The organism is Brenneria sp. hezel4-2-4 (genome assembly GCF_013155275.1).
GTDB lineage: Bacteria > Pseudomonadota > Gammaproteobacteria > Enterobacterales > Enterobacteriaceae > Brenneria.
On sequence record NZ_JABJXS010000009.1, the window covers coordinates 40,198 to 63,132 of the forward strand.

Annotated in this window: 23 protein-coding genes; 11 read left to right on the plus strand and 12 right to left on the minus strand. The window is 50.8% G+C overall.

The annotated features are described in order from the left end of the window. Nucleotides 1-47: 47 nt before the first annotated feature. The 5 genes from HOY33_RS16090 to HOY33_RS16110 form a co-directional block, all read right to left on the minus strand. Nucleotides 48-500 (minus strand): spore coat protein U domain-containing protein, encoded by a 453-nt coding sequence (locus tag HOY33_RS16090; RefSeq protein ID WP_172291157.1) that lies wholly within the window; start codon nucleotides 498-500, stop codon nucleotides 48-50. Continuing rightward, nucleotides 497-2,842, minus strand: a complete 2,346-nt coding sequence (locus tag HOY33_RS16095) for a fimbria/pilus outer membrane usher protein (protein WP_253906983.1) — start codon at nucleotides 2,840-2,842, stop codon at nucleotides 497-499. Before HOY33_RS16095 ends, HOY33_RS16090 begins: the two co-directional genes overlap by 4 nt. Further along, complete coding sequence (locus tag HOY33_RS16100) at nucleotides 2,839-3,531, minus strand: molecular chaperone (protein ID WP_172291158.1); 693 nt, start codon at nucleotides 3,529-3,531, stop codon at nucleotides 2,839-2,841. Before HOY33_RS16100 ends, HOY33_RS16095 begins: the two co-directional genes overlap by 4 nt. 50 nt (nucleotides 3,532-3,581) lie before the next feature. After that, nucleotides 3,582-4,085, minus strand: a complete 504-nt coding sequence (locus tag HOY33_RS16105) for a spore coat U domain-containing protein (RefSeq protein ID WP_172291247.1) — start codon at nucleotides 4,083-4,085, stop codon at nucleotides 3,582-3,584. 231 nt (nucleotides 4,086-4,316) lie between these two features. Further along, nucleotides 4,317-5,429 carry a helix-turn-helix domain-containing protein gene (locus tag HOY33_RS16110; RefSeq protein WP_172291159.1) on the minus strand — a complete coding sequence of 371 codons (1,113 nt, stop codon included), beginning with the start codon at nucleotides 5,427-5,429 and terminating at the stop codon, nucleotides 4,317-4,319. Nucleotides 5,430-5,806: 377 nt separating this feature from the next. Here HOY33_RS16110 and HOY33_RS16115 point away from each other — a divergent pair, with 377 nt between their 5' ends. Then, nucleotides 5,807-6,217 carry an H-NS family nucleoid-associated regulatory protein gene (locus HOY33_RS16115; protein ID WP_172291160.1) on the plus strand — a complete coding sequence of 137 codons (411 nt, stop codon included), beginning with the start codon at nucleotides 5,807-5,809 and terminating at the stop codon, nucleotides 6,215-6,217. A 68-nt stretch (nucleotides 6,218-6,285) separates the two neighbouring features. On the opposite strand, the gene HOY33_RS16120 is transcribed toward HOY33_RS16115, so the two are convergent. Both HOY33_RS16120 and HOY33_RS16125 read right to left on the minus strand, forming a co-directional pair. Beyond that, on the minus strand, nucleotides 6,286-7,833 hold the full coding sequence (locus tag HOY33_RS16120) for a PRD domain-containing protein (protein WP_172291161.1): 1,548 nt from the start codon (nucleotides 7,831-7,833) through the stop codon (nucleotides 6,286-6,288). A gap of 188 nt (nucleotides 7,834-8,021) precedes the next feature. Then, complete coding sequence (locus HOY33_RS16125; RefSeq protein ID WP_172291162.1) at nucleotides 8,022-9,578, minus strand: methyl-accepting chemotaxis protein; 1,557 nt, start codon at nucleotides 9,576-9,578, stop codon at nucleotides 8,022-8,024. A 605-nt stretch (nucleotides 9,579-10,183) separates the two neighbouring features. Here HOY33_RS16125 and nsrR point away from each other — a divergent pair. From nsrR to HOY33_RS16145, 4 genes are all read left to right on the plus strand, one after another. Next, on the plus strand, nucleotides 10,184-10,609 hold the full coding sequence (gene nsrR / locus HOY33_RS16130; RefSeq protein WP_172291163.1) for a nitric oxide-sensing transcriptional repressor NsrR: 426 nt from the start codon (nucleotides 10,184-10,186) through the stop codon (nucleotides 10,607-10,609). A gap of 41 nt (nucleotides 10,610-10,650) precedes the next feature. Next, on the plus strand, nucleotides 10,651-13,080 hold the full coding sequence (gene rnr, locus HOY33_RS16135) for a ribonuclease R (protein WP_172291164.1): 2,430 nt from the start codon (nucleotides 10,651-10,653) through the stop codon (nucleotides 13,078-13,080). Nucleotides 13,081-13,137: 57 nt separating this feature from the next. Further along, nucleotides 13,138-13,869 (plus strand): 23S rRNA (guanosine(2251)-2'-O)-methyltransferase RlmB, encoded by a 732-nt coding sequence (gene rlmB, locus HOY33_RS16140; protein ID WP_172291165.1) that lies wholly within the window; start codon nucleotides 13,138-13,140, stop codon nucleotides 13,867-13,869. Nucleotides 13,870-13,940: 71 nt separating this feature from the next. After that, nucleotides 13,941-14,339: a DUF350 domain-containing protein gene (locus HOY33_RS16145; RefSeq protein WP_172291166.1), complete on the plus strand. Its 399-nt coding sequence runs from the start codon at nucleotides 13,941-13,943 to the stop codon at nucleotides 14,337-14,339. 81 nt (nucleotides 14,340-14,420) lie between these two features. On the opposite strand, the gene bsmA is transcribed toward HOY33_RS16145, so the two are convergent. Next, nucleotides 14,421-14,720, minus strand: coding sequence for a biofilm peroxide resistance protein BsmA (gene bsmA, locus HOY33_RS16150; RefSeq protein WP_172291167.1), 300 nt, complete (start codon nucleotides 14,718-14,720; stop codon nucleotides 14,421-14,423). 233 nt (nucleotides 14,721-14,953) lie between these two features. Between bsmA and yjfP the strand changes: the two genes are divergently transcribed. After that, the gene (yjfP, locus tag HOY33_RS16155; RefSeq protein ID WP_172291168.1) at nucleotides 14,954-15,709 is read left to right on the plus strand and encodes an esterase; all 756 of its coding nucleotides are present in this window, start codon (nucleotides 14,954-14,956) and stop codon (nucleotides 15,707-15,709) included. Between the two features lie 653 nt (nucleotides 15,710-16,362). Here yjfP and HOY33_RS16160 read toward each other — a convergent pair. Next, nucleotides 16,363-17,106: a DUF4225 domain-containing protein gene (locus tag HOY33_RS16160; RefSeq protein ID WP_172291169.1), complete on the minus strand. Its 744-nt coding sequence runs from the start codon at nucleotides 17,104-17,106 to the stop codon at nucleotides 16,363-16,365. Nucleotides 17,107-17,110: 4 nt separating this feature from the next. Further along, a complete protein-coding gene (locus tag HOY33_RS16165) occupies nucleotides 17,111-17,575 on the minus strand; it encodes an Hcp family type VI secretion system effector (RefSeq protein WP_172291170.1) in 465 nt (154 codons plus the stop codon). Nucleotides 17,576-18,009: 434 nt separating this feature from the next. Between HOY33_RS16165 and rpsF the strand changes: the two genes are divergently transcribed. From rpsF to rplI, 4 genes are read left to right on the plus strand one after another with little or no spacing between them, the layout of a single operon-like run. Continuing rightward, nucleotides 18,010-18,402: a 30S ribosomal protein S6 gene (gene rpsF / locus HOY33_RS16170; RefSeq protein ID WP_172291171.1), complete on the plus strand. Its 393-nt coding sequence runs from the start codon at nucleotides 18,010-18,012 to the stop codon at nucleotides 18,400-18,402. Between the two features lie 5 nt (nucleotides 18,403-18,407). Continuing rightward, entirely contained in the window at nucleotides 18,408-18,728 is a 321-nt protein-coding gene (gene priB / locus HOY33_RS16175) for a primosomal replication protein N (protein WP_172291172.1), read from the plus strand. A gap of 4 nt (nucleotides 18,729-18,732) precedes the next feature. Continuing rightward, nucleotides 18,733-18,960, plus strand: coding sequence for a 30S ribosomal protein S18 (rpsR, locus tag HOY33_RS16180; RefSeq protein WP_005974788.1), 228 nt, complete (start codon nucleotides 18,733-18,735; stop codon nucleotides 18,958-18,960). A gap of 41 nt (nucleotides 18,961-19,001) precedes the next feature. Beyond that, a complete protein-coding gene (rplI, locus tag HOY33_RS16185; RefSeq protein ID WP_172291173.1) occupies nucleotides 19,002-19,454 on the plus strand; it encodes a 50S ribosomal protein L9 in 453 nt (150 codons plus the stop codon). Nucleotides 19,455-19,553: 99 nt separating this feature from the next. On the opposite strand, the gene HOY33_RS16190 is transcribed toward rplI, so the two are convergent. Further along, on the minus strand, nucleotides 19,554-20,252 hold the full coding sequence (locus HOY33_RS16190) for a LysM-like peptidoglycan-binding domain-containing protein (protein ID WP_172291174.1): 699 nt from the start codon (nucleotides 20,250-20,252) through the stop codon (nucleotides 19,554-19,556). Nucleotides 20,253-20,510: 258 nt separating this feature from the next. On the opposite strand from HOY33_RS16190, the gene fklB reads away from it, so the two are divergent. After that, nucleotides 20,511-21,131: an FKBP-type peptidyl-prolyl cis-trans isomerase gene (gene fklB / locus HOY33_RS16195; RefSeq protein WP_172291175.1), complete on the plus strand. Its 621-nt coding sequence runs from the start codon at nucleotides 20,511-20,513 to the stop codon at nucleotides 21,129-21,131. A 71-nt stretch (nucleotides 21,132-21,202) separates the two neighbouring features. Here fklB and HOY33_RS16200 read toward each other — a convergent pair whose 3' ends face one another. After that, nucleotides 21,203-22,867: an alpha-keto acid decarboxylase family protein gene (locus HOY33_RS16200; RefSeq protein WP_172291176.1), complete on the minus strand. Its 1,665-nt coding sequence runs from the start codon at nucleotides 22,865-22,867 to the stop codon at nucleotides 21,203-21,205. Nucleotides 22,868-22,935: the final 68 nt, after the last annotated feature.

Below are 22,935 nucleotides of genomic sequence, written 5' to 3' on the forward strand. Positions count from 1 at the left end.
AGACCGTGCTGATTGCCTCAATAAGAGGACTTATTCGCGCACTGTACTTAATACACCAGATTGATGGTACGGGTATCGAGATACGTTCCTGGAACATCCTGAAAAGAGGGAGCCATACTGGCGTAAACCGTATAAGTGCGAGTTTCACTTGTATCGGCGACCAGCGTGTAGCCATCTGTCAGCGTTCCGGTGCTGCTGTCCCAGATTTGCTGGTTATTGCCTGATGTATAGAGCTGATAATGTGTAGTGTGATTTCCATTGGTCATTTGACGCTGGCCGCCCGTTTCGGCGCCATCAATCATTATCTGATAGCTAATGGCGCTGTCTGTGTCAGTGTCTGCCTGACATTTCACCGTGAAAGTAGCCGTACTTTGCAGTGATGTGCCGGTAATCCCTTCTATGGCGCCGAAATTTAATGCTGTCGTGCTGATCGCACAGCTATAGGCCAGCACTTCCACAGGAAGCAAGGTGAGAAGACACAATAATGTGGTTAATCTCATGGTTTTTCTCCGGTAAGGCAGGTCAATGGCCCGATCTCGGGGATCGTGTTGGGTTGAGGGTGATAATCAAAGGCGACGTGACAGGCGGGGTGCTCATTTCGCTGTACGCTAAGCGTGTTATGCGTGGCAAGGTTTTCAAAGAAAATAATGCCGTCATAGCCAATCACCTGTTGCATACCATTTTCATTCAGGATGGCGGTACTGCCCAGCGGCATAGGCTGATGGTTGGAATCAACCAACCTGATAGTGGCGCTGTTACTGCGGTGAACGGGAAATTTGGCCAGTACGCCGGCACGATCGCGGGGGGTGAGGTGGAGCTCGGTGTAACGCAGCGAGACATCCATCGGCACATCGTTGGGATCAATCGACAAATGATTATTTTCATAGGCGTTGAGCGCTTCAATAAACATCACGCCATTACGATCGGTCTTACCCAGAGGCCGATTTTCCTGTAATACGGTGATGCCGGATAATCCATCGGTATCGACTACGCCGAAGCTGTCATGAATAGTATTCGAGGCGAAAAAATGGCCGCCAAGGGTCGAAATTGCCCCTTGAGCGCTGGCGCGCACCGCATTTCCTTCCTTGCTTCGTTCGATCTCGGTACCCATCAAACCCCATGGCGATTTGTAATCTAACGCCATATTTTGTCGCGCTCGGCTTCCACTCTGATTGGCGATTTTCCAGCCGACATCGCCACGTTGTACCGCGGATTGCCGTGCCTGTACGGTTTGATAGTGATTACCGTTGCTTATACTGCTATTGGCGCTGATGGTGGCTCTGCGGCCAAAGGGGATGGAGAAGCCAATAAAAATACCGCTACCTTGTTGATTGTCGAAATCATGCAACACCGTTATATAACCATAAGAATCAAACGGTAATGAAGCAGAGTAGGTCGCTGACAGCGTTGAAGTGGCAATGCGTTCCGATGTTAAATCATAGTCGTTATAAAAAGTGACCATTCTCTTGGCATAAATCAGGCTAAATGAACCCTTGCCGGGTGACACGGGAAATCCAATGCTGGCGCGTAGCGTGGTGCCAGGCATCGTGTCGTCGTTGGCGGCGGCAATATCATAAAAATGTTTATCAGCCTGTAGGATACTGATGCCATAGCTCATGGCAGGTAGAATATGGGAAAAGCCCAGCCCGTATTGGCTCCCCTGCCGGTTACCGAAATGGCTGGTCGCTAATGAAGATGAGAGGATGCCGTAGCGGCTGATTAACAGATCGGCGCCGATCCCGCCCATAGCCAGTTTTTCAGTACCTTCAAGATGGCTGGACAGCGTCAGCCCGCTGGTTATGCCTCGACGATAGCTCAGTGCAGCCGCGCTCTGCGTATAGTCACTGGAACGAGTGGCATAACGGCGGCGTACCAATCCGGTTTCCACGGCCAATGAGTCCAACCCTTTTTCGAGTAATGAGGCACCGGTATAAAAAGGCAGCGTCTGTTGGATTTGCCGACCGTTGGCGCTTTTAACCACCATAGCGATTTCCCCACCGCCACTTGTCACTGGTAACTGGGTAACTTCAAAGGGACCCGGTTCTACCCGGCTGGACAATTGATGTATACCGTTGACATAGATATCAACGGATGAAGGCACCGCGACCTCACCGGTAATTCCCGGGCGGGGAAACGTCACCAGATCCGGACGCAGGCTAAAATTGGTGGTCATCTGCATACCCGCCATGCGGATAGGGCGGGTCCAGGGTAAACCACTATTGATAAAATCGCCGACATTGTAGGTGCGCAGCTTTTCCACATCAGAAACGCTATATGTGCTATTCAGCCGCACGGTTCGGCGAAGATAAGGATTATTCGTCCGTATTCCGCTGGTTGAAAATACGCCATGATTGCCAAACAACCGTAAATCACCCGTCGTGCTATCACTCAATTGCCCGGCATAGTGGGTCATTTGAGTGTCATAATTCAATACCGCGCCATTATCACTGTGTGGAACTGAACCACTGTCTGGCTTTTGGGGAGCGTTCAACTGTTGCGCCACCAGATTCTGATTGGGGATTTGCAGATGGAGCGTTTGTGTTTCATTGTCTAATTGATAACGCCAGCCCTGAATAGTGCTTAGGTTGATTAATTCATCGTTCGTGGCGTTCTGAGAGGGCGGTAAACTCAGCCCTAACCGGGTGAGTTGCGTAACGGTAACAAACAGCTCTCCGTTATCCTCGACAAAATCATCAATGCCTTCACGCTGTTGTCCGTTTACTACCACGCTGAGCAACAGGTTTTGTCTGGCCGAGGATTCAGCCCAGGCGATGCCATTTAATCCTGGGCAGAACAGGCCGATGATGCTCAACAATAATCCCAACGGGCGAACAACATTCAATCTGTGATACCCACATTCAGCCACTGATCGGCATGACTTGTCGGGCTGGCGTTTTTCAGGTGTAAGCGCCTGCCGGGGGTTAACCGATGCAGACGATCGTCGATCAGCCAGTGGCGCTCGCTGCCGGCAAGAATATAAGGCAGACCCGGTCCCTTAAGTTTAAGCGCGATATTGCCGTCGGTATTCAGCGAAATGTTTGTCAACATGGCGTGCTGTTGACCATGATTGACGGCGATCAATACGGCCTGATCCTGACGTTTCTCAACCCGCCAGCGAATATCCGCAGTGGATAATGCCTGTGGTTGGGAAAACACCGGGATGGTAAAACGTAACGCCAGCTCGACTTTATTTCTATTGTTATCCGGGATTTGGTCAAAGATCACCCGATAAGCTTCTTCTGTTTGGCCCGCGGATTCACGCAATAACAAGCGGATGGTTTGGGATTGACCTGGAGCAATGGTCGCGAAAGGAGGGCTGATCGACAGTCTGGTCGTATCTTGGTAAGTATCACTGTTAACCGTTTGTGTCCAGGCATAACTGCGGATCTGGACCTGGGTGTTTTTATCGGAATGATTGGTTAGCGTGAAGCTGGCGGCCCGTTTATTCGCTGACAGTGTTTGACTGATCGGTACAATGGATAGCGCTTGCGCAAAGGTCTGTAGTGCAATGCACCACAGACCTGCAATCATTAGCGCCCTGAATATTAATCTATTACGGGGCATAATCGCTAACCTTTGTATTAGTAGTTAATGGTAACTGCGATAGTATCCGAGTAGGTGCCAACGGCGGAGGTGAGCTGATTCGCAGCAATCTCGCCGTAAACCGTCAACGTTTGTGTCGCCCCGGAACCTGTTCCGGCCACCGTATCCGTATCAATGGTATTGCCCCAGTTGGTGGTATGCGCAGCTTCCTGATACAACCCGTAGTTCAGTGTTGACCCGGCAACCGAGCCAGTTAAGGCACGCAAGGCTGTGGTGGCCCCGACGGCCGTCCCTGCGCCAAGACCCACCGTATAAGGTGCCGCATTAGAGCAAAGAATCGACAAGGTTGCGGTGGAATCAACGGCGACGCCTGAATAATCAGGGAAGGCGAGAGGCGTGGTTGAGATCGTACAGGCGGCGACCACGGTTGCACTGACCGCCATCGTGTCTGTTGCCGTAGCGGCAAGCGCTTGAGTAGAAAGCGCACCGCTGAGACACAGTGAAGATAATACTGTCATTTTAATCAATAGATTGTTGGACATGAGGATGCCTTGAAAACGCAAAAGAAAACTGAATGGATTTGGCGTAAAAACAAGGAGGCCATTTCTCACGTTTAGTCTAACCGTTATTTAAGAGGACATTGGGACTATACCGCTCCATACCCGGCCTTATGTACTGCAAAAACGGCCAATACCCATGATGCGTAATTAAGGTAATAAAAGATAAACGTTGGGAAAATGGCGTATCGTCTTTTTTCCGATTTATTGCTTGCATCAGGAATGCTCAATTGCAGGTTGATATTGTAAATAGAGTAATATCGATAGTTTTTTCTGTTTTTCGGGATTTATTTTGGCTAAAAAAGCATATAGCCATCCAGGTAGATTGACGGCATTAAATAAATCGCTATAGACCGGATTGAGCCCGATAAAGTGTTCTTTATATTTTATCTCCCGATATTGATGAGGGGAGGTGCCGATAAATTTTCTGAATATTCTGGCTAATTGTTGTCCATCCCGCAATCCGCAGCGGCGGGCGATTTTATCGATAGGTAAGTTGCTATTAATCAATGCCTGTCGTGAGAGTTCAAGACGCAATAATAATAAAAATAAAGAGGGAGAATATCCCATTTGTAGTTTGAAGTGACGTCGAAAATTGCGTTCGCTCATGGCTAAATAACAGGCGGATTGGGCCGTATTTAAATCTTCATCAATATGAGTAAGCCACCAAAGTATAATGCGATGAGCGATAGATTGCGTGTGCGTGAAAACAGAATCTAACAGACACGAGGCATTATCCAGATGAGGCGGTTTTAAGGCGCCGGTAGTAAGGCCATCAGTGGTGATTTCCCCTCGATCTGAACGCAATAACAGTTGGGCCATTTCTTTTATATTGACGTGCTCACTGGCGGTATAGAATTTACCATCTTGTTGGAGGTCGGCATTCTGTTTTACGCGCAGTGTCGGATAGCATGCTATCAACCTGGCTATCAGTGATGAGTGGGTCGTGACCGTTCGTTGATTCAATACGCCGGAGGCCGCCAGCCAGAAGATGCCGGTGCCAAGAGCGATGACGCATCGTGATTGAAAGCAGATCTTACGCAACCAGTGGATAATCGAATCTGGCGGCGTTGAGATCGCCTGTTGAGGACCATGAGCGATAATGAGTATATCAATGTCTGCTTGCCGGGAAACTTGCACGGCTTGAGTTTCTACATTCATTAAGGTCGTTGAAGGGGAGGTGATCGAACCGCCGTATAAGGAGTAAATTCGAGTCACATAATGTATTTTTTCCCCGGGTGAATTTGGTTGATTTTTGTTAAGTGTTGTCAGAATTTCCAATAAGTTAATGACGTCCCCTAGAAAACAATCCGTGTAAGCCAGGATCACGATTTTCCTGATATCCACCTCAGCGCTGGATGATAAGCACGGGTTAGTTTTTGCAGGCCATAAAAGCCTACTATTCGCGTTCATGATAGAATGCTATTTTTTATAATATTCATTTTTAACAGAGTCCCAGAGTGTGTTCATGTGACACGGCACCGCCATTTCTGGACAGATAACTACATTTACTGTAGCAGAGTTATGAAATTAAGCGGTGTGACCAGGGGGAAAGGATTGTTGGTTGCCGTAAAGGATACTTATTGTATTTTGCATACGGGTGTGTTCTAAATCTTATCGAAAGAAAAACAGCCGCAACTTATTCGACATTAATAAGAAAAATTTCATATACCAATAATGTTTTTACAACTATCAGGATAGAAAAAATGACCGAAGCGCTAAAAATATTAAATAACATTCGTACACTGCGTGCTCAGGCTCGTGAGCTTGATCTGGCAACACTGGAAGAAATGCTGGAGAAGCTGACCGCTATTGTGGAAGATCGCCGTGAGGAAGAAGCCTCAATTCAAAAAGAACAGGCTGAACGTCAGGCCAAGCTTGAAGTCTTCCGCGCCAAGTTGCTGGAAGAAGGTATTGATCCTGTCGAACTTCTTGAAGTCATATCACAAAAATCGGCAAAATCCGCAAAGGTTAAACGTGAACCTCGTCCTGCCAGATATAAATATATTGATGAAAATGGCGATGAGAAAACCTGGACTGGTCAGGGACGTACTCCCAAGGCTATCAAAGAAGCACTTGATAATGGCAAGGTCTTGGAAGATTTTGAGATCCGATAACAAAAAGTCAGTAATCAGGAACGTTTCTCATCAGGAAACTTCCCTTTTAGTTATGAATAAAAATGTTATCAGATAAAAAAATCGGGGTAGCGCTGTTCCAGCCACAGACGGCGCTGTTGTTGATCCCTTTCCTCGGTTTCCTGCAAAAACGCCTCAAGGGGAATTTTCTTTCTCGCCCGGGAAAGCCCTTGCTGGCTCAATAAGGCGATGTCGTCCCGGGTAAGATAAAAATTCACTTTGATATAATCCAGCCGGTAATATTTCAGATAGTTGGATATTTTATTGGTAAAGGTAATGAGTAAATCGCAGGGTAACTGGTTGAGCCGCTGTAGTTCGTTAATATTGACGCAGTCGACAATATCAATATGGAAATGGGATTTAAGCACCTCTTTGAAATAACCCACTTTGCTTTCAGATGAATTGGTTACGATGATAATGCGTTTTTTCGGTTCGCTGTAGAGGCGGTTTTGCAACTCGTATTTTTTCAGGATCAATACCAGCGTGGCCAGATGAATGGGGGAAAACGTCGTCTGGTAGTGCTGTTCGATCGGTGCGGTCGCCTGACAAACGCCGGTATATAACGTGGCATAACGGGTTTGTACGTCGTGCAGCTTTTTATCATCGAAATAGAGGTTGAATTTATTCTGTACGATGGCGGAATAAATAAACTGATACAGTTCGGAAAAGAAGTCATGGGTATTCTGAATTCGCGCCCGTAGTAAATGGGATAGGGTCGAACACAATTGCCGAACATGTTGGATCAGCGTGGGATCGTACACATTGAAAGGACGCCGGGTAAAGGTTAACGATGAAATCAGCAGGTTCAGAAACTGATTTTCATGCTGCTGTTCCAGCAGGGAAAAATCCAGCGACTGAATAAAATCAAGCTGGCGACCGGATGGGATCACATGGCCGCGCCGGATGCGGTGCAACGCAATGCTCATGTAGACCAGAAAGTATTTCTTGCTGTTATAACCCAGTTGCACCACCGGCTTCAGCCGCTGTTGGTAAAGGGCGGCGGCGGTCTCTATTTCAGGGGCGCACTGGGTTAAAAACTGCAAGGCAATGGATTTATTTATCGGTTCATTGGCAGTGTGGGGAACCAGGAGTTGGTTTTCTCCTATTTCCACCGTTTTCAAAATAATCAGGCAGATGGCGATACGCAGCAGGATTTCATCGCCGTCCAGCCGCGAGCCGAGTTTGGGAATACCGGTGATGGTGAGTTTGTTGGCCTGTAAAAAGCCGAGCAGCGCCTGATTGTCGTTTTTCAGCGTGGTGGGGCTGACGTGAAATTTCCGGTAATACTCGCTTTTATTCACCACATCTTGCAGACAGAGCGCCACGCTCAAATCCCGAATACGCTCTTCCGCCGTGGTGATATAACGGTTGAATTTAATGTGGTCGAGAAAATCAATATATTCCCGATAGGACATCGCCGTGGTAATGAACTGATTATCAATGTGCAGATGATAGGCGGGATGAAGTTGCTCATTGATCTCTTTCATCGTCCGTTTCAGCGTGGACAATGTCTTGCCAAATTTGGTTATCACCTCATCAATGGCCAGCGGGCTATATTCCTGCGCATATTTCAGAAAAGCGAGATCAAAGCTGTTCATCGTACTCTCATCGGGGGGATTAATCGGCGATTATCATCGGCGTGGCTTGATATAAAGGATAATTCACCTGGGGTATTTTGCCCTAAAAACGAAAGTAAAAACCATGATGCAGGCCGGATAATCGAATTTGTCCGGGAGCATTCGGGGGGCGGTCCCGAATGCTCCCGCGCCGTTATACCCGAAGCCGTTTATACCTGAAACAGCGCCATTGAACGCATAAGCTGCTGGGATTGCTCTTCCAGCGACTGCGTGGTGGCCGAGGAGGCCTTAACCAACTGGGCATTTTGCTGCGCCACTTTATCGATTTGCGTGAATGCGATATTCACCTGTTCAATACCCCGATGCTGCTCTTGCGTGGCGTTGGAGATATCCTTCATCAGCCGGGTAATGCGCATGATCTCTTCCGTCACCTCATCCATGGTTGCGCCGGCCCGCGAAGCCAGTTCCAGCCCTTCCGACACCCGTTCCTGTGAATCCAGTATCAGCGAGCGGATCTCTTTCGCCGCCTGAGCGCTGTGCTGGGCCAGATTGCGGACTTCCCCGGCGACCACGGCAAAGCCGCGTCCCTGTTCGCCCGCGCGGGCAGACTCTACCGACGCATTGAGCGCCAGAATGTTGGTTTGGAAAGCAATACCGTCAATCACGCCGAGAATGTCATTAATCCGTTTGGCGCTGGTGGCGATTTCCTGCATTTTCTCAATCACATAGCAGACGGATTCATTGCTGAGATCGCAGATGTCCGAGGCGTTGTTGGCGACCTGATGAGCCTGTTCGGCGTGCTCGGCATTCAGCTTCACCGTCGCGCTCAACTGCTCCATGCTGGCGGCCGTCTGCTCCAGCGCCGCAACGGACTCTTCCGTGCGCTGGGAAAGATGGGTGTTTTCCTCAAATAACTCGCGGCTACCGAGATCGATCTGCGTACTGGCGTCACGAACCTGGCTGACCGAATCCAGCAATGCCCCTTGCATCCGGCCAATCGCGTCGCCGAGGCGACCCAGTTCGTTACTGCCGCCCTGCAACAGACGGCGCGTCAAATCGCCGTTGGCGACGTGCTCCAGTTGTTCAATAGCCTGTTCCAACGGTTTTAACAGCATATGCCGCAGCGCAACCCAGCCAAGCATCGCCAGCGCCATGGATAACAGGCAGGAGATGGCGATGAGCAGCAGCATTATCCGTTCATTGCCTTCGGACTGCGCCAGTCCCTGTTCAGAAAGCTGCTGCGCGTGCAGACGGAAGTCCTGAATGGATTTATCAAAGGCGGCGCTCAGCGGGCCGAGCTGTTTTTCGAGTACCTCGTAGTATTCGTCGGTGTACTGTTTCTGAAGCGAACTCAGTATCGGCATCATGCCTTGTTCGAGATAAGCCTGATAGGTTTTCGCTACCTCCTGCGCCAGCCCATGCCTTTGGGTATCGGACTCAACCGACGCCATGACGCGATCGATTTCCTTCCGGGACTGGAGCAGAGCTGTTTCCACTTCTTCGGTTTCCTGCGTTCCCGCTTCAAGCTGGCCCATTTCAATTTTTCTCACCGCCAGCGTCGCCGAGGCTCTGGCCCTTAGCGTCTGGTTATATCCATTCATCAGACTGCCAAGCTCGATTCCCTGAGTTTGGTTCAGTACCAGCAGCGATTCCCTGTCTTTTTTAAGCGCCAGAATCCCCATGCCGCTGACGATAAGCAGCAGCAGGGTGGTGGATAACAGTAATGTCAGTAATCCGGCGCGAATGGAGATGTTTTTCAAGCCCATGGTTTCCTTATTCCTTGTGTGTGCAGCGTAAAGTGACAAAAGTCGTAAACTTTATCGCCCCATGGTATGACGCGTTTTTATGAGGCGATGAATAAAACAGAACATCACAGAAAATACGGGATCGGTGTAGTGCGAGCATCGTTGATGACTGTAAAACAAAGATAAAATTAAAAATATATGTCAGCGCAGAAAATCCGTTAAACCAGCTTTGGTTAAGGGGTAAAGCGCCCGGCTTCATCACAGAATGGGCATCATCACCCTGAACCTTAGCGTTGTGCTCATGCTAAAAATCGGCTTAAAAACGCTAATCCTTAGAGCAATGGTGTTGATATTTTTTCCGATTAGCGCTGATTTCTACTACTCTGTCGGGAGACTGACCGTTGGGAGACGGCGAAGCGCTTTCGGCTACCGCTTTTCAGCGGTATATACCGGTATTGTCGCTAAATAATTAGCCGTAGCGTTTGCGGCTGGTTTATTATCTGCGGATAAGATCAGTATTGTGTGTCTGCGGTGCGGTTCGGCGATGGGCCGGCGGCATCCTGACCTGTTTCTTCGGGCGTATTCGCTACGTCGTACAATGATACCCACCGGTATCCGAGGTTTATGTGCAGTTAACAAGTTTCACGGATTATGGCCTGCGGGCGCTGATTTATATGGCGTCTTTACCCGATGGCAAAATGACCAGCATTTCAGAAGTGACGGAAGTGTATGGCGTGTCGCGCAATCACATGGTCAAAATCATCAATCAACTGAGCCGAGGCGGATTTGTCAGGGCCGTGCGCGGCAAAAATGGCGGGATACGATTGGGGAAACCCGCAAGGTCAATCCGGGTTGGCGATGTGGTGCGTGAGCTGGAGCCGCTCTCGTTAGTTAACTGTAGCAGTGAGTTTTGCCACATTACCCCTGCCTGCCGACTCAAACAAGTGCTCCAGCAGGCGGTGCAGAGCTTTCTGCACGAGCTGGATCAATACACGCTGGCCGATATGGTCAAAGAAAACCCACCGCTCTACAAATTATTGTTGGTTGAATGAATTCTGTTCAGCCTCCTGCTGATGACAACGGAGGAACCGCAATGTCACAAGACCCGTTTCTGGAACGAGAAGCAGAAAAATACGAATCCCCCATACCGAGTCGTGAATATATTCTGGCGCATATCGCCAAACGCGATACCCCGATTAACCGGGAAGAACTGGCTGCCGATCTTCAGTTAACCAGCGAAGAGCAACTCGAAGCGTTACGTCGCCGCCTGCGGGCGATGGAACGTGACGGTCAACTGATTTTTACCCGCCGTCAATGTTACGCGCTGCCGGAAAAACTGGATCTGCTGCGCGGCACGGTGATCGGCCATCGCGACGGTTTTGGCTTCCTGCGCGTGGAAGGGCGCAAAGACGATCTGTATTTGTCCGCCGAAGAAATGAAACGCGCCATTCATGGCGATGTGGTGCTGGCCCAGCCGTTGGGCGCAGACCGCAAAGGACGGCGCGAAGGCCGCATCGTGCGCGTGCTGGAGCCGCGTACCGGGCAGATTGTCGGGCGCTACTTTGTCGATGCCGGCGTCGGTTTCGTCGTTCCGGACGACAGCCGCTTAAGCTTTGATATCCTTATTCCGAAAGAAGAGATCAACGGCGCCAGGATGGGGTTTGTGGTGGTGGTGGAACTTACCCAGCGCGCCACGCGACGCACGAAAGCCGTCGGGAAAATCGTCGAGATCCTCGGCGATAACATGGGCACCAGTCTGGCGGTGGACATCGCTTTGCGCACCCACGACATCCCGCATACCTGGCCGCCAAAAGTCGAAGAGCAGGTCAAAGATCTGTCCGAAGAGGTGCCTGAAGAGGCGAAAAAAGGTCGGGTGGATTTGCGTAAGCTGCCGCTGGTGACCATTGACGGCGAAGACGCCCGCGATTTCGATGATGCCGTGTACTGTGAGAAAAAACGCGGCGGCGGCTGGCGACTGTGGGTGGCGATTGCCGACGTCAGCTATTATGTGCGTCCCAATACGCCGCTGGACAACGAAGCGCGCGCGCGCGGCACCTCGGTGTATTTCCCGTCGCAGGTGGTGCCGATGCTGCCGGAAGTGCTGTCGAACGGGCTATGTTCGCTTAACCCGCAGGTTGACCGCCTGTGTATGGTCTGCGAGATGACCGTGTCGGGGCTGGGAAAACTCACCTCGTACAAGTTTTATGAAGCGGTAATGCGTTCGCACGCCCGTCTGACCTACACCAAAGTGTGGAACATTCTGCTGGGCGATCAGGAACTGCGCGCACACTACCAGCCGTTGGTGGGCGGACTGGAAGAGCTGCACAAGATGTTTCGGGTGTTGGAACGGGCGCGTGATATTCGCGGGGGCATCGCGTTTGAAACCGAAGAAGCGAAATTCATTTTCAATGCCGAGCGACGGATTGAACGGGTCGAGGCGGTGGTGCGCAACGATGCGCATAAGCTGATTGAGGAGTGCATGATTCTGGCGAATATCGCGGCGGCGAGATTTGTCGAGAAAAATGAGGAGCCGGCGTTATTCCGCGTCCACGATCGGCCGAGTGAAGATCATGTCCTGGCTTTGCGCAGCGTGTTGGGCGAACTGGGACTGACGTTAAAAGGCGGAATGAAGCCGCAGCCGAAAGATTACGCCGATCTGATGCTGGAGATCGCCGGTCGTCCCGATCGTGAAATGCTGCAAACCATGCTGCTGCGTTCGATGAAGCAGGCGGTGTACGATCCGGAAAACCGCGGGCATTTCGGTCTGGCGTTGACCTCTTACGGTCACTTTACCTCGCCTATTCGCCGTTACCCTGACCTGTCGTTGCACCGCTCAATCAAGTATCTGCTCAGTTCCCGTAAAGAACGCTGGACGCCGACCGGCGGCTGGCACAGCGATATGAACGAGATGCTGCAACTGGGGATGCACTGTTCGATGACCGAGCGCCGTGCCGATGAGGCGACGCGGGATGTGGCCGACTGGCTGAAATGCGACTTTATGCAGGATCACGTCGGCGAGGTGTTCACGGGGATCATCGCCAGCGTGACCGGTTTTGGTTTCTTTGTGCGGCTGAACGATTTGTTTATCGACGGGCTGGTGCATGTCTCCACGCTGGATAACGACTACTATCGTTATGATAATATCGGGCAGCGTTTGATCGGCGAATCACGTGGTCAGGTTTATCGTCTGGGCGATGAAGTGGAAATCCGTGTTGAAGCCGTCCATATGGATGAGCGCAATATCGATTTTGCGCTGGTCTCCAGTACACGTAAGCCGCGTGGCGAAGGCAAGACCGCGCGCGATCGGGCCAAGAAGCCGGATAACCGCGAAGCCAGACCGAGTCGCCGCCGTAGCGCCAAGCCCGCGGCGAACTTCGAACCGGATGCCGCTTTCCGCAAAGAGGGCGATCGTAAGGCTAAGCCGGCTACGGCAAAAGCGAAGCCAAAAAAGAACGCCGAGAAAACGCGTAAGATTGCATCGGCAACCAAAGCCAAACGCGCGAAGAAGAAGTCCGCGGAGTAAGGCAACTATGAGGGCCGTTTATCGCGGCCCGGTATTTACCCTGTTTGAAGAGTATCAATGAGCGAAATTATTTACGGTATTCATGCTGTCAAAGCGTTACTGGAGCGGGATCCTCAGCGCTTTCTGGAAGTTTTCATCCTCAAAGGCCGCGACGATCGCCGCGTGCAGCCGCTGGTGGCTGAATTGGAAACGCAAGGGATTGTGGTTCAGGTGGCTAACCGGCAATGGCTGGACAGCCAGGTCGAGGGGGCGGTGCATCAGGGGATTGTCGCCAGAGTGAAAGAAGGGCGGCAGTACCAGGAAAACGATCTGCCGGCGTTGCTGGATAGCCTGGATAAACCTTTTCTGCTGGTGCTGGATGGCGTCACCGATCCGCATAATCTGGGCGCTTGCCTGCGTAGCGCCGATGCGGCGGGAGTCCATGCGGTGATTGTCCCGCGCGATCGTTCCGCGCAGCTTAATGCCACCGCGAAGAAAGTCGCCTGTGGCGCGGCTGAAAATGTCCCGTTGATCCGCGTGACCAATCTGGCCCGTACTCTGCGGGTGTTGCAGGATCACCGTATCTGGATCGTCGGCACGGCGGGAGAAGCGGACCATACGCTGTACCAAAGCACGCTGAACGGCCCGCTGGCGCTGGTGATGGGGGCGGAAGGCGAAGGTATGCGCCGTTTAACCCGCGAGCATTGCGATGAGTTGATCAGCATCCCGATGGCGGGCAGCGTCTCTTCATTGAACGTTTCCGTCGCCACCGGCGTATGCCTGTTTGAAGCGGTGCGTCAGCGCGGCTGACGGCCGGTCGTGGTCCGTCGCGCCACGTTATCGTTATTTAGAACAACGACAACCCGAAGGAAATTTACCGCATGACAATCGTTACCGCTTTACTTGCTTTTGCTTCTTACTTTTTCATTGGGTTTGTCATGGTGCTGGCATTCCTGTTTATTTATACCCGCGTTACGCCGCATGATGAGTGGACGCTGATTAAAGCCAATAATAGCGCTGCGGCGGTGGGCTTTGCCGGCGCGCTGATCGGCTATGTCATCCCGCTGGCCAGTGCGGCGGTCAATTCTGTCAGCCTGTTGGACTACATCACCTGGGGGATTGTGGCGCTGGTGATCCAACTGCTGATTTATGGCGCCGTGCGCCTGTACCTGCCGGGACTCAGTCAGCATATCCGCGATAATGAAGTGGCCTCGGGGGTGTTTCTCTGCGCTGCGTCATTGAGCGGCGGGATCCTGAATGCGGCATGTATGTCTTATTGAGGCGGTGCCGGTAGGGTATAACAGCGTGAGCGGGGGTGATAACATCATGGTTATTGCCCCCTGTGCTTTATAAGAGAAATATCAGCGATATAACACCGCGCGGGAGAACCAGGTGCCCGGAAGCGTTGTTTTTTCAGATTTCATCACAATGGTGTAGTAACGGGCGCCTTTTTCATCCGCCCGGCGCTGAATCGCCCGATCCGCATCATCCGGGCTACCGCACACGGTGACGGATACCGTTCCGATTTTTTTCAGTGCGGCGGTTTGTGCGTAGTTAATCAATTGAGCCTGTTCTGTCGGCGGCGGCAACGGCGCGCCGGAAAGCGTGCCGCATGCGGTAACGAACAGCGAGAAAATCATCGCCGGTAAAGCTTTCAGCATTGCACGCCTCTCCGTGACCTCTATCAGTCCGCTGAGTGTAACGCGCTTTATCTGTCGGGGGTAGAAGGGCATTCCGTCAATGGCTGTATTCGCAGGCTTTGCACTACGCCACATTGCAATTTTTGCGCTAAAACCTTGCGAATTTGTGTTTAAAAAGAATGTATTTTTGATGCTATGGTGTTTTTGCTGTGGCAGATGTTCAAAATATGAGATGACGAGTAGAGAAACAGGACATGGTTGAAATTTCACTGGATACCGTTAATGGTATTGATGTTTTGCATGCCGCTCCGGGGGGAAAATACTCGGTTCCCTTGCCGACCATTTTTTTCTTTCACGGCTATCTGTCTTCAAAAGAGGTCTATTCCTATTTTGGCTATGCGCTGGCCGAGGCGGGCTTCAGGGTGATTTTGCCGGATGCCGCCATGCACGGCGCGCGTTTTGATGGCGATGAGGCCCGGCGGTTGCGTCATTTCTGGGATATTCTTCAGTCCAACGTTCATGAACTGCCCGGCTATGTGGATGCCTATCGGCAGCGCGGGTTGATTGCCAACGAACGCATTGGCGTGTGCGGCGCTTCTCTGGGCGGAATGAGCGCGCTGGGGTGTATGGCGCGTTACCCCTGGATCTCCGCCGTCGCGGCCTTTATGGGATCGGGGTATTTTTCAACGCTGTCGCACGCGTTGTATCCGCCGGCGACGGCTGGCGAGAAAGGGACAGAGGAAATATTACAGCAACTGTCGGCGACGCTTGCCGAGTATGATGTTTCCTCTCGTCTGGATGCCCTGGCCGATCGCCCTTTGCTGTTATGGCATGGCGACGCCGACGATGTGGTGCCGGCGCAGGAGAGCGCGCGTTTATATCAGGCGCTGAAAGCAGGCCGCCAGGATCGCAATCTGACTTATCTGACCGAGGCCGGCGTGACGCACCGTATCACGCCGGCGGCGCTACAGGCGGGAGTTGATTTTTTCCGGCGTTATCTGACCGAATAACCGGCGTGTATCACTTATTGAAAGATAAATCTGGCAGCAGACAACTACCAGAAGACGTTAAAGGTTTCTTTTATTTTCTAAATAATATAAAAATAGACATACAAAAAAGAAAAAGAGATATAGTTAACCCTTGCGTTTGAATTTATAGGAATATCGAGAAGTGTAAAAAAAAGTGCGTTTTTTAAGTCATATCTGAAAACGATAAGATGATACGAACCAAGTAAAAATAAAATAAGTCTGCTTTTGTAAAATAGAGCAAAACAAATTATGGATATGGTTTTGTATACATAGACAGGCCAATTATATGAGTGAATTATTATATAATTCATTTTTTTTATTTTATATTCATCCTGTATGTAAATATTAGATAACCTTCCAAAGATATTTAAATATTTCTCTTGTGTTCCAGGTAATATAAATATATACCTACTCCCCAAAAAAACAAAGATAGATATCTAACCTCTGTACCATCATAAATGAAAATATCGAGGTAACTGAAGAGAAATGACTCTGTTATTCCATACTTAAAAGTAATTAAGTGAAAAGACGATAACAATACTAAAGCAACTCTGCTTCTGCGAAATAAGATAAAGCAAAGGATGGATATCAGTAGATATACATAAACAGGCCAGGTGGAAGATATGATGATGATACTATTCATTTTTGTATAATATGTAAATATCAGTGAGCGTAACAGAATCTACTGTGAATTCAGTGGTTAAAGATACTGGCCCCATAGTCTTCCAATTCCGAACAAAATCACTATTAATATATCTAAAAAGTCGAAAAGTATCCTCTCTTACAACATTTCTGAATAATCCATAAGCGGAGATCCCTAAATCAACGCTGACATAGGCTAAATCTGCATGGTTTCCGTTTTGGCCTATTGATTGAGCAATAGCGCGATAGGCGTCCCGCGTCCAGCCCGACTGGTTTTCCCTAAACAACAGGTAATAGCCGTTTTCAAACAGATTATTTAAGCCGTGAGAGACATTTAGCGAGCCAAAGCTGGCGCATAGATAACCCATTGAGGCGCCACAGACGGCAATACCGGCCATAACCTGTGTTCCCCCGCCGATAAAGCCAACCTGCTTTAATATGATATTAAAAGCTTGTGCTTTTTTCTCTTTTTCAAATACATAATACTGCATCATCTTTTGCGTCGATAAATCAAATTTTTGTTTTTGCAGATTTTTTATTTCTTTATCGATAACGCTAATGGCTGCGTCTTCCGTCAGGCAAAAGTTAACCACCTCATAGTCTAATTGACTTGTCAGCGCGGCGATTTCCTTTAGAAACCCCCGGCGGGCCTCAAAGCCGTGGATGTACAGCAGCGCCAGCTCATTAGTCAGCCGGTTCAATTGCGCTATTTTCCTTTCCAGAGCGATGGCTGACATCCTATCACCAAAGACAGTAGGCGCTGGTGCCCGCTTTGCAGTGTTCCCACTCTATACAGGCGTATTTAAATGAGGCGCTTTCCTGCGGCGGCATTTCATTTTGCGTCATTGAATGCGGAGCCGATAGCTTTAATTCGACAATCCGGGCATCCCGCAGTTTTATCACAAAGTACTTCTCCATTCCGCCGGTTTCAGAAATCCGATAGAACGCGAATTCACATTGCAATACTTCATGGTTACTTAGCGCCATCGCTAGCAAGGGGGAGGATTTATCGATCGGTTTTCTTATTTCCAGAGGATGGAGCGAAACGTTGTCATGGTGTTCAAGGGCGCTGATTAAATCATAAATAAAAACTTCATCTTCATGGCCTTGCTGATATTTATTACCGATTGATGGCAGGCTACCGCAGCCGGAAGAAATCAGCCCCTGTTTATTGCCGTTAATTGAAGCGTAAATTAAATTCGCCATGTTAAAGTCCGTTTTAATGAGCGTTTCTAAAAATATCCTTATTCTGAAACCAGGATGTTATCTGCAAAAATATGGCTTGTAAAGAGTCGTTGAGCAGTAAAAATACATTATAAATTAATAATTAAATAGCTAATTAATATGTTTTTATTGGCGCTGGCGTTAAGCGTTACCGATTATTTTAATGAGAATAAATTATGTCTTTTAATTAAGCGAATAACTTATCTTTATTAATAATATTGGCGGGTTCGTCTACTACTGACTGACCCGCTTCGTTTACAACCGCGTTGCTAAGCCAAACGCCATCTTGCTATTGCCGCGGCGGGGCACTATACTTACGCGTCATTTTTTCAGCCGCACACACATACACGTTCCTTGCTTCCATGGGCCGCGGTTGACCCTGACAGGAGGCTGAATAATCCGTAAGGAGCAATTCGATGCGTCATTACGAAATCGTTTTTATGGTTCATCCTGACCAAAGCGAACAGGTTCCGGGCATGATCGAGCGCTACACCGGTGCTATCACTGGTGCAGAAGGCACGATTCATCGTCTGGAAGACTGGGGCCGCCGTCAACTGGCTTACCCGATCAACAAACTGCACAAAGCGCATTACGTTCTGCTGAACGTTGAAGCGCCGCAGGAAGTGATCGATGAGCTGGAAACAAACTTCCGCTTCAACGACGCCGTTATCCGTAGCATGATTATGCGCGTTAAACACGCGGTAACCGAAGCATCTCCGATGGTTAAAGCGAAAGACGAACGCCGTGAGCGTCGTGAAGATTTCGCCGATGCCGGCGATGATGCGGATGCTGGGGATTCTGAAGAGTAATTGTCGTGGTGACGGCCAATCGTCTGGTGTTGTCGGGCACGGTGTGCAAGACCCCCATTCGTAAAGTCAGTCCTTCGGGTATTCCTCACTGCCAGTTTGTGCTTGAGCACCGATCAACGCAGGAGGAAGCCGGATTTAGCCGGCAAGCATGGTGTCGTATGCCCGTGATTGTCAGTGGACCAACGTCACAAGCATTTACCCACAGTATAACGGTCGGCACGCAACTCACGGTGCACGGGTTTATTAGCTGCCATCAAGGGCGCAATGGCCTGAGTAAAGTGGTGTTACATGCCGAGCAGATTGAATTGATAGATTCTGGAGACTAGCCAAATGGCACGTTATTTCCGTCGTCGCAAGTTCTGCCGTTTCACCGCGGAAGGCGTTGTAGAGATCGACTATAAAGACATCGCTACGCTGAAAAACTACATCACTGAAAGCGGCAAGATTGTTCCGAGCCGTATCACCGGTACTCGTGCAAAATACCAGCGTCAGCTGGCTCGCGCTATCAAGCGTGCGCGTTACTTGTCTTTGTTGCCGTACACCGATCGTCATCAGTAATCGGCCGCTGTCTATTAACAAGACTTTGAGAGGATAAGGTAATGCAAGTTATTCTGCTTGATAAAGTAGCAAACCTGGGTAGCCTGGGCGATCAGGTAAACGTTAAAGCGGGTTATGCCCGTAACTTCCTGGTTCCGCAGGGCAAAGCCGTGCCGGCAACCAAGAAAAACGTTGAGTTCTTCGAAGCACGCCGTGCCGAACTGGAAGCCAAACTGGCTGAGGTTCTGGCCGCTGCTGAAGCTCGCGCCGCCAAGATCGCTGAACTGACCAGCGTCACCATCGCGTCTAAAGCAGGCGACGAAGGTAAACTGTTCGGTTCCATCGGTACTCGCGATATCGCTGATGCGGTAACGGCTGCGGGTGTCGAGATCGCGAAGAGCGAAGTTCGTTTACCGAACGGCGTTCTGCGTACTTTGGGTGAGCACGAAGTGAGCTTCCAGGTACACAGCGATGTGTTCGCTACGCTGAATGTCGTTGTCGTTGCTGAAGCGTAATTAACGCTAGTCGTTATTAACACTTTAGTTAACGCGTGAAACGCCGGCCTTGTGCCGGCGTTTTGCATTTCTGCGGCGGCTAAAACGAAACGATAAACATCAGCGGGTGCGGGTAAACGCCCCATCGGCGTTACGGGTGAATCTGACAACCTGATTATCCGTGGTTTCTATTTCCAGCACCGCCACTGCGCCTTGCGTATTCAACTGCAATTTGACTTCCTGACCCACTCGCAGATTGCTGAGCGGTTTATCATCGCCTTCCACCTGGGCCATGGCGAAAACGTCGCCGACCGGTAGATTGTTATCGCGAAACAGCTGCGCCAATGTCTGGCCGGAGGCAACTTCATAGTTGCGCCAGGGAATTTCCGTATTCTGCGGCTCAGGTTGAACTGGAGGCGCGGGCGGGATGGCGGGCGGTTGCTCTGCCGGCGGCCTGTTGTCAATAATTTCCGCCTGCATCGGCGCGGGTTGCTCACTGGCGACAGGCAGCGGTTGCGGGGATTGTACCGGGGGCGGACTGTAAGGCCACAGCAGCGTCAGCAGTAAGACGCCGATAGCCACCAGGATCCAGCGGCGATGGAAGAGAGGAAGCGGCTCCATCCAACGGTAACCGTCAGGCAGATGCCAGACTTTGTTGAACGCGGCTTTAATCCGCTGGCCGGATGATGATGGCAATGGACGATTCTCCCCCTCATCGCCGGATAGCGCTGGGGGCCGATGAACAAAACGCTGGCAGAGGCGTAATAACGCTTGATAACCCCAGGTAACTTTCCGCTTCCTGGGCGCAATTCTGCCCATGGTGACCTCTCTTGCGACGCTATAATAATAGAAATACGCTTTAGTATATCGGTAACAAACGGATCATGACCAGCTAACTCTTTGATGCTTAAGGTAACGGCAGTACAGAATTCTCTGATTTTATAGTATAGGTCAGCCAGCCCGGACTATGCCGCTTATCGAAAGATAAAAGTTCTTGATCCGCACTCAGGATTTTACCCTAATCTCTGGCGCTGTTATGCTGCGCTTTCGGTTTTTTACAGTTTAAAAGGAACATCCATGACAACCCCTTCTTTTGATAGCGTGGAAGCGCAGGCAAGTTACGGCATCGGTTTACAGGTCGGTCAACAATTACAGGAGTCTGGTCTTGAAGGTTTGATCCCTGAAGCGCTGGTTGCCGGTTTGCGTGATGCGCTGGAAGGCAATGCGCCGGCCGTACCTGTGGATGTGGTTCACCGGGCGCTGCGTGATGTTCACGAGCGTGCGGACGCCGTGCGCCGTGAGCGCCAGCAGACATTGGCCGTTGAAGGGCAGCAGTTCCTGGCTGAAAATGCTCAAAAAGAAGGTGTGAGCAGCACAGAGTCAGGTTTGCAGTTCCGAGTACTGACGCAAGGCGAAGGGGCGATTCCCGCCCGTCAGGATCGCGTGCGCGTTCATTACACCGGCCGGCTGATTGACGGCAGCGTGTTTGATAGTTCGGTGGCGCGCGGTCAACCCGCTGAGTTTCCGGTTAATGGCGTGATCCCCGGCTGGATTGAGGCTTTAACCCTGATGCCGGTCGGCTCCAAATGGGAGCTGTATATTCCGCACGATCTGGCTTACGGCGAACGGGGCGCCGGCGCGTCGATCCCGCCGTTCAGCGCCTTGATTTTTGAAGTTGAGCTGTTGGAAATTCTGTAAGCTTAATAAGATAAAAGCAAAGGCGCCGCTGAGCGCCTTTTTGTCATCAAGCAGAAAAAGAACCGCCACGATTAATGGACGCTGTTGCGCTGTTCAAGCGAGCGGGACACGGCCTGTAGCAATTCCGGCATGTCCATTTTAGGCAAAATGACCTCAACCAGCGACAGGCGGGGGGTTTTGTTTATATCATGCAGCGTCTGAGCCAGTTGCGCCGGCGATGTTGTTTGCCGGGAGAGGATGTTATCGTTGCCGCCCAGCGCGGCAGGCAGTAGCGTCCAGTTCCAGGCCGCGATGTCATTATAGCGTTGCTGCGGGCCGTGTACCGCTCGTTCGATGGTATACCCCTGATTATTGAGTACAAAGATCGCCATCTTAAGATCGTTGCGGATGATGGAGCCAAGTTCCTGCGCCGTGAGCTGGAGCGAACCGTCGCCGATCAGCAGCACGACTCGCCGTTCCGGGGCGGCCATTTGCGCGCCGAAAGCGGCGGGTAATGTATAGCCGATAGATCCCCACAATGTCTGCGTGATAAATTGGCAACCTTGCGGCAAAGTCAGCGCGGCGGCGCCGAAGCAGGCGGTTCCCTGTTCGGCGACGATAATATCGCCGGGACGAAGGAACCCCTGAATTTGTTGCCAGAACTCACGTTGTTCGAGTTTATCCTTGTTATCCGAAGCCGGGAGCGCCGGTGGCGTCATCGCCGGATGTCGCCAGCGAGATGAAAGCGCCGAGGTTATCTTCATTAAGGCTTCTATCGCGGTCAGCATAGGGATATTGGAAAAGGTTTTATGTCCCACTCGGGCGACAGCCGGCTGAATATCAATACTTTTTTCCGTGGGGATCCGCTGGCTGAATCCGGCGGTAATGGTATCGGTAAAACGCACGCCGACACAGACGATCACATCCGCATCCTCAATCAGCGATCTTATTTTTTCACCGCTGGCGCGACCGGCATAGGTGCCGGTGAAGCAGGGATGCTGTTCGTTCAGGGTGCTTTTACCCATCAGTAAGGTTGAGTGTGGGAAAGTCATACCATCCAGCCAGCGTTGCAACGGTTTTGCGGCGCCGAAACGTTCCGCAAGAAAATCCGCCAGCAGCGAGAGTGAATTGGCCGTGCTGAGCATCTCTGTAGCCGCATTCGTGAAGGCTTGCAGAGATTCGTCGGAACATTCGGGTTCTGGCATCGGCAAGGGATACGGGCGATTTTCGGTTGGCGCGGAAGCCACATCCAGCGGGAGTAATAAGTAAACCGGGCGATGTTGGCGGAGCGCTTCTCCAACCACCCGGTCGATTTCCGTGGTTGCGTTGGTGAGGGTAAGACTGGCGGATGCGGCGGTGACTTCCTGCGCCATGCGCAGAAAGTGGCCGAACTCGCCATCTCCCAATGTATGGTGTAGCAATTCACCTTTATGCTGCGATAGGAGATCGGGCGCGAAAGCGATATGAATAACCGGTACGTATTCCGCGTAACTGCCGGCAATGCCATTAATCGCGCTGAGTTCGCCGACGCCAAAGGTGGTCAGCAGGGCCGCGGCGGGTTTGCATCGCGCATATCCGTCGGCGGCATAAGCTGCGTTCAGTTCGTTGGCGCATCCAACCCAGGTGATATGCTTATGGTTAAGAACGCGATCGAGAAATTGCAGATTGTAATCGCCCGGTACGCCGAAAAGATGGTTGATCCCGGCTTGAGCAAGACGATCCAGTAAATAATCACCTATCGTATAGCGGCTGAGCATTGTTTCCCCCGCGTGTAATGACATTCTCCACTTGCAAGTATTAGCTATATGTTAAAAAAAACTAATAT